The 9,679-nt window shown below is 67.9% G+C and carries 7 protein-coding genes and 1 pseudogene; 4 read left to right on the forward strand and 4 right to left on the reverse strand.

Going from position 1 to position 9,679, the window contains the following annotated elements; genetic code table 11:
• Positions 1 to 11: 11 nt before the first annotated feature.
• Positions 12 to 1,799: a SulP family inorganic anion transporter gene (locus QAR72_RS03385; RefSeq protein WP_304615952.1), complete on the reverse strand. Its 1,788-nt coding sequence runs from the start codon at positions 1,797 to 1,799 to the stop codon at positions 12 to 14.
• 15 nt (positions 1,800 to 1,814) lie between these two features.
• A complete protein-coding gene (locus QAR72_RS03390) occupies positions 1,815 to 2,720 on the reverse strand; it encodes an MBL fold metallo-hydrolase (protein ID WP_442953541.1) in 906 nt (301 codons plus the stop codon).
• A 113-nt stretch (positions 2,721 to 2,833) separates the two neighbouring features.
• Between QAR72_RS03390 and QAR72_RS03395 the strand changes: the two genes are divergently transcribed.
• On the forward strand, positions 2,834 to 4,285 hold the full coding sequence (locus QAR72_RS03395; RefSeq protein ID WP_304615963.1) for a TrkH family potassium uptake protein: 1,452 nt from the start codon (positions 2,834 to 2,836) through the stop codon (positions 4,283 to 4,285).
• A 3-nt stretch (positions 4,286 to 4,288) separates the two neighbouring features.
• On the opposite strand, the gene QAR72_RS03400 is transcribed toward QAR72_RS03395, so the two are convergent.
• Entirely contained in the window at positions 4,289 to 5,668 is a 1,380-nt protein-coding gene (locus QAR72_RS03400) for a peptidoglycan-binding domain-containing protein (protein WP_304615953.1), read from the reverse strand.
• 119 nt (positions 5,669 to 5,787) lie between these two features.
• On the opposite strand from QAR72_RS03400, the gene QAR72_RS03405 reads away from it, so the two are divergent.
• The 3 genes from QAR72_RS03405 to glyS are packed head-to-tail and all read left to right on the forward strand — an operon-like array spanning position 5,788 to position 9,409.
• Positions 5,788 to 6,711 (forward strand): glycine--tRNA ligase subunit alpha, encoded by a 924-nt coding sequence (locus QAR72_RS03405; protein WP_304615954.1) that lies wholly within the window; start codon positions 5,788 to 5,790, stop codon positions 6,709 to 6,711.
• The gene (locus tag QAR72_RS03410; RefSeq protein ID WP_304615955.1) at positions 6,708 to 7,184 is read left to right on the forward strand and encodes a DUF6446 family protein; all 477 of its coding nucleotides are present in this window, start codon (positions 6,708 to 6,710) and stop codon (positions 7,182 to 7,184) included. The genes QAR72_RS03405 and QAR72_RS03410 overlap by 4 nt, the downstream gene beginning before the upstream one ends.
• On the forward strand, positions 7,184 to 9,409 hold the full coding sequence (gene glyS / locus QAR72_RS03415) for a glycine--tRNA ligase subunit beta (RefSeq protein ID WP_304615956.1): 2,226 nt from the start codon (positions 7,184 to 7,186) through the stop codon (positions 9,407 to 9,409). The genes QAR72_RS03410 and glyS overlap by 1 nt, the downstream gene beginning before the upstream one ends.
• 165 nt (positions 9,410 to 9,574) lie before the next feature.
• Here glyS and QAR72_RS03420 read toward each other — a convergent pair.
• Positions 9,575 to 9,679: pseudogene (locus QAR72_RS03420) on the reverse strand (IS5/IS1182 family transposase); the annotation flags it as partial.

A 9,679-nucleotide genomic window follows, 5' to 3' on the forward strand; every position in this document is an offset into this window, starting at 1 on the left:
GGGGGACGCGTTCAAGGGGTGGCGGACCCGCGATGATCGCCTGCGGCGCCAAGCGCGGCCGGCCGCGCCGCGTCCTGGCCGCACAGCGCGGGCGTCAGAGCGGCGATGGCATCCCATTGCGACAGGAAGACCCGGCCCGTCAGTTCGTGCAGCAGATGGCAGCGGCACAGACGGTCCATGACCGGGCCCTTGACCTCGGACAGGTGCAGCGTGACGCCCATGCCCGACAGCCGCTGGTTCAGCGCCTGAAGGCTTTCGACCGCCGACAGGTCCACGCTGTTCACCGCCGAGAACATCAGCACGACATGGCGGATGCGCGGCTCGGCTGCGACGCGGTCCAGCACGCGATCCTCCAGCATGCGGGCATTGGCGAAATAGAGGCTCTCGTCGATGCGGATGGTCAGCAGGCAGGGATCGGTCAGCACGTCGTGGCGCAGGATGTTGCGGAAATGCTGGGTGCCGGGGACCAGGCCCACCTCGGCGATATGGGGACGCGAGGTGTTCCACAGATGCAGCAGCACCGACAGGATCACCCCCGCGCTGACGCCGGTTTCCACGCCCATCAGCAGGGTCAGCGCGATGGTCACGGCGACGGCTGCGAAATCGGCGCGGCTGTAATCCCAGGCGTGGCGAAGGATCTTCAGATCGACCAGCGACAGGACCGCGACGATGATCGTCGCGGCCAGCGTGGCCGTGGGCAGGTAGTGGATCAGCGGCGTCAGCGCAAAGGCCGCGACGGCCAGCCCGATGGCGGTGAAGGCGCCTGCCGCGGGCGTCTCGGCGCCGGCATCGGCATTCACGACCGACCGCGCAAAGCCGCCCGTGACCGGCATCCCGCCGGTGAAGCCCGCCCCGATATTGGCCGCGCCGAGGCCGATCAGCTCCTGATCCGGGTCGATGCGTTCGCGGCGTTTTGCGGCCAGGGTCTGGCCCACGCTGACGGATTCGACGAAACCGATGACCGAGATCAGCAGCGCCGGCACCAGCAGCGCCCCGATCAGGTCGCTGGAAAAGGCGGGCAGCGTCAGCGGCGGCAGGCCCTGCGGCACCGTGCCCACAATCGCGACCCCGCTTTCGTCAAGGCCAAGGCCCCAGACCAGCAGCGTCGTGACCAGCACCGCCAGCACCGGACCCGCCCGCGCGACCATCGTCGCGGCCCTCTGCGACAGCCCCAGTCGGCGCAGCAAGGGCGCCAGCGCCTTGCGCTGCCAGAACAGAAACGCCGTCGTCGCCACCCCAAGCGCCAGCGTGATAGGGTTCGTCCCGCCCACCGCCCCTGCCAGCGAGGCCAGCATCTGCGGCAGCGTATCCCCGCCCGCCTGCACGCCCAGAATATGGCGGAACTGGCTCAGCGCGATCAGCAGGCCCGACGCGGTGATGAAGCCCGCAATCACCGGATGCGACAGGAAATTGGCCAGAAAGCCCAGCCGGAAGAGGCCCATCAGGATCAGGATGCCGCCCGACAGCACGGCCAGCGTCAGCGCCGCCGCCGCATAGCCCGCCGTGCCCTGCGCCGCGACCTGCCCGACCGCCGCCGCCGTCATCAGCGAGACCACCGCGACCGGCCCCACCGCCAGCGCCCGCGACGAGCCAAAGATCGCATAAAGCATGATCGGCAGGATCGAGGCATAGATCCCCGCCTCGGGCGGCAGCCCCGCCAGCATCGCATAGGCCAGCGATTGCGGGATCAGCATGATCGTGACGATCACCGCCGCCAGCAGGTCGCCCTGCAAGGCCGCACGATCATAGCGCCGCCCCCAGTCGAGGATCGGCAGGTAGCGGGACAGCCGGAGGCGCATGGGCAGACTTTCGCGTCAGAGGCCGTTCACCGGCACTTTCAGCATCGGGCGCCCGTCCGCATCCTTGGGGATCTCGCCCGCGCGCATGTTCACCTGCAAGGACGGGATGATCAGGCGCGGCATGTCAAGCTGCGCGTCGCGTTCGGTGCGAAAGGCGATGAAATCCTCGCGCGTCTTGCCCTCGCCGACATGGATGTTGTGCGCCTTTTCCTCGGCCACGGTCGTCTCCCACTGGATGTCGCGCCCGTTCGGGCCGTAATCGTGGCACATGAACAGCCGCGTCTCGTCGGGCAGCGACAGGACGCGCTGGATGCTGTCATACAGCACGCCCGCATCGCCGCCGGGAAAATCGGCGCGGGCCGAGCCGCCGTCGGGCATGAACAGCGTGTCGCCCACAAAGGCCGCATCGCCCATCACATGCGTCATGCAGGCCGGCGTGTGGCCGGGCGTGTGAAAGGCGAAACAGCGCATCGCGCCGACATGGTATTCGTCTCCATCCTCGAACAGGCGGTCGAACTGGCTGCCGTCGCGCTGGAATTCGGTGCCCTCGTTGAAGATCTTTCCGAACACGTCCTGAACGATCAGGATATTCGCGCCGATCCCGATCTTGCCGCCCAGCTTCTGCTGGATGTAGGGCGCCGCGGAGAGGTGGTCGGCATGGACATGGGTCTCGATGATCCATTCCAGCGACAGGCCCCGCGCCTCGATCTCGGCGATCAGGGCATCGGCATGGTCATAGGTGATCCGCCCGGCGGCGTAATCGATATCCATCACCGAATCGATGATGGCGCAGGCATTCGAGGACGGGTCCTTGACGATGTAGCTGATCGTGTTCGTCTGCGCGTCGAAATGCGCCGAAACATCCGGGCGCACTCCAAGATCGACGGCGGGCAATGCCTTGGGGCTTTCGGTCATGGTCATGGGGCTCTCCTGCGGCTGGCATCATCCTGTCTGCTCGATATACGAATTCCAAAACCTGAATGCAATAACGGCGCTGCTTGACGCGCGTGACGGGCGGGGGCAAGCAGTTCGTCATGATCGACCTGCGCCCTGTAGCCCACCCGATTGGAAAGATCGTCGTCGTGCTGGGCGCGGCGATGCTGGCGCCCATGCTGGTCGATCTGTGGCAGGGCGATCCGCATTGGCAGGTCTTTCTGGAATGTGCCGTGATCACGATGGTCATGGGCGGGCTGATCACCGTCGCCACGCGCGGCCACTATACCTCGCTGAAACTTCAGCAGGCCTTTCTGCTGACATCGGGGCTGTGGCTGGTCATCCCGGTCTTCGGCGCCCTGCCCTTCATGCTGGGCGCCCCGCGCGCCACCTTCACCGATGCCTTCTTCGAGGCGATGTCGGGCGTCACCACCACCGGCACCACCGCCTTTCCGGCGCTGGACGGGCTGCCGCGCGGCACACATCTGTGGCGGGCGCTGCTGCAATGGATGGGGGGACTGGGGATCGTCGTCGTGGCGATGGTCTTCCTGCCGGTCATGCGCGTGGGCGGCATGCAGTTCTTCCGCTCCGAAGGCTTCGACACGCTCGGCAAGGTGCTGCCCCGCGCCCGCACCATCGCCGGAGAGATGACCGTCGTTTATCTGGCCCTGACGGGGGCCTGCGCGCTGACCTATCTGGCGCTAGGCATGACGGGGTTCGATGCGGTGGTCCATGCGCTGACCACGACCTCGACCGGGGGTTTCTCGAATTACGATGCCAGTTTCGGGGCCTATCTGGGCGGGCCGGAATGGGCGGCCTCGGTTTTCATGATCCTGGCCTCGATCCCCTTCGTGCGCATGGTGCAGGCGATGCGCGGCGATCTGGACCCGATCTGGCGCGACAGCCAGATCCGCGCCTATCTGCGCTGGATCGCCTATGCCTGCGGGATCATCATCATCTATCGGCTCGCCTACATCCACCGGGGCGTGCCGGTCGAGGAGGTGCTGCGCGAGACCGTCTTCAACACGATCACAATCTTTTCCGGAACCGGCTATGCCTCGACCGATGTGCTGGGCTGGGGGCATCTGCCGCTGGCGCTGCTGATCATCGTGGGCCTGATCGGGGGCTGCACGGGTTCGACGGGTTGTTCGGTCAAGGTGTTCCGCTACCTGATCCTGCTTCAGACCGTGCGCGCCCAGATCCGGCGGATGCATTCGCCCCACCGCGTCTATCCGCTGCGCTACGAGGGCCGCCCGCTGGACCGCGACGTCGTCAATTCCGTCATGGCCTTCTTCACGCTGTTCATGCTGACCTTCGGCCTGCTGATCGTCGGACTGTCGCTGACCGGGCTGCATCCGCGCACCGCGCTGACCGCCGCCTGGACGGCCATTGCCAATGTCGGCCCCGTCTGGGGCCCCGAGATCACCCGCAACGGGTCCGTCGCGAACTTTCCCGAGCCTGCCAAGATCCTGATGATCATCGGCATGTATCTGGGCCGACTGGAACTGGTCTCGGTCCTGGTCCTGCTGATGCCGCGCTTCTGGCGCGGCTGAGCGTCAGGGCGTGACGGGCGCCGCCGGCGCGTCCTCGCCCGCGGCGGGGGCGAAGCGGTCGAGGCTGTCGGACAGTTCCGCCGCGATCCGGGTCTGCGTCTGGGGGTCCGAGGCCGGCCAGATCAGCACCCAGCCCTCGGCCCGGCCGTCGCGCACGCGGCCCTCGGCCTCGCCGCGATGGGCCTCGTTCTCGCCGCGCAGATGGACATGGCCCTGCCGGATCGTGCGTTCGGGGCTGGGCACCCAGCCAAGCGCGGTCACAAGCCCCGCAAGGTCCAGCAATTCCTGCTGCCCGCCCTTCTGGCTGAACAGGATCAGCGCCGCGCCGGAATCGTTGGCCGGGCCATAGATCGACAGCGCGCGTTCCGCCCGGTCGAAGACCAGCGCCGACAGGGGCGCGGTGACCGACAGGCCCGTCGCCTCGTCGCGCAATTCGGTCAGCCCCATGCGGTCGCGCCATTCGGCCCGCGCCTCGGTCAGCAGCCGCATCGCGGTGCCGGGATCGGTCGCGCGGCGCGCGGTCGCGATCTCGGCGCGGATCGCGGCCTGCGTCATCGGGCCGTCCTTGCCGTCGATGGCGCCCTCGTAATGACCCGCCCAACGCAGCGCGCGCTGGACATCCTCCAGCGGCGGCAGCGGTTCGGACGCGCCGGGCGCGGGCAGGTCCGGGGCGCCCCCCTCGACCAGCGGCGCGCCAAGGCTGTCCGCCCCGGTCACGACGGCATCCGAGGGGATGATCTCGGCCGTCTTCAGGACCGGCGCCCAGGCTTCGGCTGCCTCGGGAGACAGAGGGCCAAGCGCAAGCGCGAACCAGCCGTCGGGCAAGGCCCAGAGCCAGGCGTCGCCGAACTCGGCCTGCCAGCGGGCCAGGGCCTCGCGGGCCTCGGTTTCGGTCTCGAACGCCTCGAGGCGCAGGAAACGCCCCTCGGGCAGGGCCGGCTCGGGCGCGGCTTCGGGTTCCGGTTCGGCTTCGGCAACGGCTTCGGGTTCAGGCGCGGGTTCGGGCTCGGCGACAGGTTCAGGCTCGGCGGCCGGCTCTGCGACGGGTTCCGCAGCGGCGGCGACAGGCGCCGCGCCCACCGGCGACAGGGTGGTGCTGGCAGGCGGCTGGCTGACGAAGGCGTCCCCCGGCACCGAACGCTCGGCCCGCAGATCGGCCAGCAGAGCCTCGGCCTCGGCCCGGTCCAGCGGACCAAGCGCGATCCCGGTCCAGCCCCCCGGCAGGGGCAGCGTCACCACATTGTCGAAGCGCTGCGCCCAGCCTGCCGCGGCCTCGGCGGCGGCGGCCTCGCTGCGCTTGGCCTCCAGCCGGATCACCGCGCCTTCGGCCATGGCCTGCATCGGCAGCATTCCCGCCAGAACGATCACACCCAAGCGCCGCATGCCGCTGTCCCCATCTGTTTCATGGCTGCGGCGCGTTGGCCCGCCAGCCTTTATTGACCCTGCCCCGCCCGACGCCTAGAAGGCCCGGGCAGGCCCGATCTACCCAAAAGGACGCCCCCATGACCAGCCCCAACCGTCCCCGCAGCTTTCAGGAGATCATCCTGCGCCTGCAAGGCTACTGGGCGCAGCAGGGTTGCGCCGTCCTGCAACCCTATGACATGGAGGTCGGCGCAGGCACCTTCCACCCGGCAACCACCCTGCGCGCCCTTGGCCAGCGGGCTTGGGCTGCGGCCTATGTCCAACCCTCGCGCCGCCCCACGGACGGCCGCTACGGCGAGAACCCGAACCGGTTGCAGCATTACTACCAGTATCAGGTCATCATCAAACCCTCGCCCCCCGACCTGCAGGACCTCTATCTGGGCAGCCTGCGCGCCATCGGCCTCGACCCGATGGTCCACGACGTCCGCTTCGTCGAGGATGACTGGGAATCCCCCACCCTCGGCGCATGGGGTCTGGGCTGGGAGGTCTGGTGCGACGGGATGGAGGTCAGCCAGTTCACCTACTTCCAGCAGGTCGGCGGGCATGATTGCCGCCCCGTCAGCGGAGAGCTGACCTATGGGCTGGAGCGTCTGGCGATGTATGTGCTGGGTGTGGAACATGTCATGGACATGCCCTTCAACGATCCCGACGCGCCGATCCCGCTGACCTATGGCGACATCTTCCGCCAGACCGAACAGGAATACAGCCGCTGGAACTTCGATCAGGCCGATACCGAGATGCTGTTCCAGCACTTCAAGGATGCCGAGGCCGAATGCGCCCGCATCCTGTCCGCTGCCGCCGAGGACAGCGCCGGACGCCGCATCCCGATGGCGCATCCGGCCTATGACCAGGCGATCAAGGCCAGCCATCTGTTCAACCTGCTGGACGCGCGCGGCGTCATCAGCGTGACCGAACGGCAGGCCTATATCGGGCGGGTCCGTGCGCTGGCCAAGGGCTGCGCCGATCTGTTCCTGACAACCGACGCGGCAGGGGCGCCCGCATGAACTGGGGCAAGATCGCCATCGTCACCCTGCTGGGCGGCGGCATCGCTGCGGGCGCGGGTGTCTGGTATACCCAGGAATACGCCTTCTTCGACCGCATCGACCCGGCCTCGCCCGAGGCCGAGATCACGGTCGAGACCGAGACCGGCCCCGTCCCCCTGGCGCTGACCGCGTTCGAGGGCATCAATGCCGACAGCTCGCCCATCCGCTGGCGCATCTGCGGCCGCGCCGAGACGCTGCCCGAGGGGATGATCCCGGCCCCGAACTCGCTGCCCCTGAACGGGCCGCGCTGGTTTTCCTGCTACAACGCCCCGCAGATCGGCGCCGACCTGCAATCGGGCACCGCCACCGCATGGCTGGCCCAATCCGAGGTGCGCACGGATGTGGACCGCATCCTCGTGACCTATCCTGACGGCCGCGTCTTCGGCTGGCACGAATACAACGAAAAGAACCCGGAACGCGGAGTGATGGACTGATGCCCGACCTTCTGATCGAGCTTTTCTCGGAAGAGATCCCCGCCCGGATGCAGGCCCGCGCACGCGAGGACCTCAAGCGCCTGATCACCGACGGGCTGGTCGAGGCCGGTCTGACCTATGCCAGCGCCGGCGCCTTCAGCACGCCGCGCCGCCTTGCGCTGACCGTCGAGGGGCTCAGCCCCGCCAGCCCCACCACGCGCGAGGAGCGCAAGGGTCCGCGCACCGACGCCCCCGAGGCCGCGCTGGAAGGCTTCCTGCGCTCGACCGGCCTGACGCGCGACCAGCTCGAAGCGCGCGACGACAAGAAGGGTCAGGTCTGGTTCGCCACGATCACGAAACCCGGCCGCCCCGCCGCCGAGATCGTGGCCGAGGTTCTGGACGGCGCGATCCGCAACTTCCCCTGGCCCAAATCCATGCGGTGGGGCTCGGGCAGCCTGCGTTGGGTGCGGCCGCTGCATTCTATCCTGTGCATCCTGACCGACGAGGCGGGCGCCTCGGTCGTGCCGCTGGATGTGGACGGCATCGTCTCGGGCAACACGACGCGCGGACATCGCTTCATGGCGCCCGATAGCTTCGCGGTGACGGGCTTTGACGATTATGCCGGCAAGCTGCGCCGCGCCAAGGTGATGCTGGATGCCGACGAACGCGCCAGCGAAATCCGGTCTCAGGCCGAAAACCTCGCCTTTGCGCGCGGCTGGCAGATCGTGCCGGATGAGGGCCTGCTGGCCGAGGTTGCGGGCCTCGTCGAATGGCCCGTCCCGCTGATGGGCGTGATCGAGGACCGCTTCCTGGCCCTGCCGCCCGAGGTGCTGCAAACCTCGATGAAGGAACACCAGAAGTTCTTTTCCGCCCTGAACCCCGCCACCGGCCGGATCGAGGGTTTTGTCACCATCGCCAATATCGAGACGCCCGATGACGGCGCGACGATCCTTGCGGGCAACCAGCGCGTTCTGGCCGCCCGCCTGTCGGACGCTGCCTTCTTCTGGGAAAACGACCTGCGCGAGGCGAAATCGGGCATGACCGCCTGGGCCGAGGGTCTGGCTGCGGTCACATTCCACAACAAGCTCGGCTCGCAAGCCGACCGCGTGGCCCGCGTCGCGGCGCTTGCGCGCGAGATCGCGCCGCTGGTCGGCGCAGACCCGGACCACGCCGAACGCGCCGCGCGTCTGGCCAAGCTGGACCTGCGCTCGGCCATGGTGGGCGAGTTCCCCGAACTGCAAGGCACGATGGGCCGCTACTACGCGCTGGAGGCCGGAGAGCCCGAGGCCGTGGCCGACGCCGCCCGCGACCACTACTCGCCCCTCGGCCCCTCCGACGCGGTGCCGACCGCGCCTGTCTCGGTCGCCGTGGCCCTGGCCGACAAGATCGACACGCTGACCGGCTTCTGGGCCATCGACGAAAAGCCCACTGGGTCGAAGGACCCCTTCGCACTGCGGCGGGCGGCCTTGGGGGTGATCCGGCTGGTCCTGGAGAACAGCATTAAATCTAGGATGATTTTCATCCTAATCACGCGCGTGGGGCGACATCTTGGTATGTTGCTCACTTCACCCGTGGCTGCTCAACGTGCGGCGGTCGATGCTGTTCTGACGGATATAGACAGCCAGTACAGAAATCACGTGCTTGAAGAGTTCAAAGACCTTCACAACGGAGTTCTTGGCGAGGATATGATTGCCTTTACCCAAAAGGCCGCAGACAGGGCCTTTGACCTCCTCTCCTTCCTCCACGACCGCCTCAAGGTCTATCTGCGGGACCAGGGCATCCGTCACGACATCATTGACGCGGTGCTGGCGCAGGACGGGAATGACGACCTCGTGCGCGTGGTGGCGCGCGCCACGGCGCTGAACGACATGCTGGCGACCGAGGACGGACGGAACCTGACGCAGGGCCTCAAGCGGGCGGGCAACATCCTGACCCAGGCCGAAGGGAAGGACGGCGTCGAATACAGCTTCGGCGCCGACCCGAAATTTGCCGAGACCGAGGCCGAACGCGCGCTTTTCGCCGCACTCGACCACGCCGACCCCGCGATCCGCGCCGCGATGGAGGCCGAGGATTACCCCGCCGCCATGACCGCCATCGCCGGGCTGCGCGCGCCCATCGACGCCTTCTTCGAGACCGTCCAGGTGAACACCGACAACCAGATCGTCCGGCGCAACCGCCTGAACCTTCTGTCGCGCATCCGCGAGGCCGGCCGCCAGATCGCCGATTTCACCCGGATCGAGGGCTGACGAAAAGCCCCTGCCCCGCCGGTCCGGACCTCCGAATCGGCGGGCATCCGTCTGGGCACCGTGGCTGCGCGAATACGCGCTGGTGGCCGGCCGCAAGGCCAGAGGCCGGGCGAGCGAAGCCTGCGGAAATAGGCGGCGGATGGTAGGCTCCAGACTCATTGATCGTCAAAGCCAGAAGATGACGGTTGCGGCGAGGGCGACGGCGGAGAGGAAGGTTTTCGCACATCTGTCGTAGCGGGTCGCGACGCGGCGCCAGTCCTTCAGCCTGCC

This window comes from Paracoccus sp. (in: a-proteobacteria) (genome assembly GCF_030604785.1).
In the GTDB taxonomy this organism is placed as follows: domain Bacteria; phylum Pseudomonadota; class Alphaproteobacteria; order Rhodobacterales; family Rhodobacteraceae; genus Paracoccus.

Excerpts from the sequence above, each read along its gene's own strand:
- QAR72_RS03410 (WP_304615955.1), top strand. The coding sequence starts at position 6,708 with ATGAACTGGGGCAAGATCGCCATCGTCACCCTGCTGGGCGGCGGCATC.
- QAR72_RS03385 (WP_304615952.1), bottom strand. The coding sequence starts at position 1,799 with ATGCGCCTCCGGCTGTCCCGCTACCTGCCGATCCTCGACTGGGGGCGG.
- QAR72_RS03390 (WP_442953541.1), bottom strand. The coding sequence starts at position 2,720 with ATGACCATGACCGAAAGCCCCAAGGCATTGCCCGCCGTCGATCTTGGA.
- glyS (WP_304615956.1), top strand. The coding sequence starts at position 7,184 with ATGCCCGACCTTCTGATCGAGCTTTTCTCGGAAGAGATCCCCGCCCGG.
- QAR72_RS03400 (WP_304615953.1), bottom strand. The coding sequence starts at position 5,668 with ATGCGGCGCTTGGGTGTGATCGTTCTGGCGGGAATGCTGCCGATGCAG.
- QAR72_RS03405 (WP_304615954.1), top strand. The coding sequence starts at position 5,788 with ATGACCAGCCCCAACCGTCCCCGCAGCTTTCAGGAGATCATCCTGCGC.
- QAR72_RS03395 (WP_304615963.1), top strand. The coding sequence starts at position 2,834 with ATGATCGACCTGCGCCCTGTAGCCCACCCGATTGGAAAGATCGTCGTC.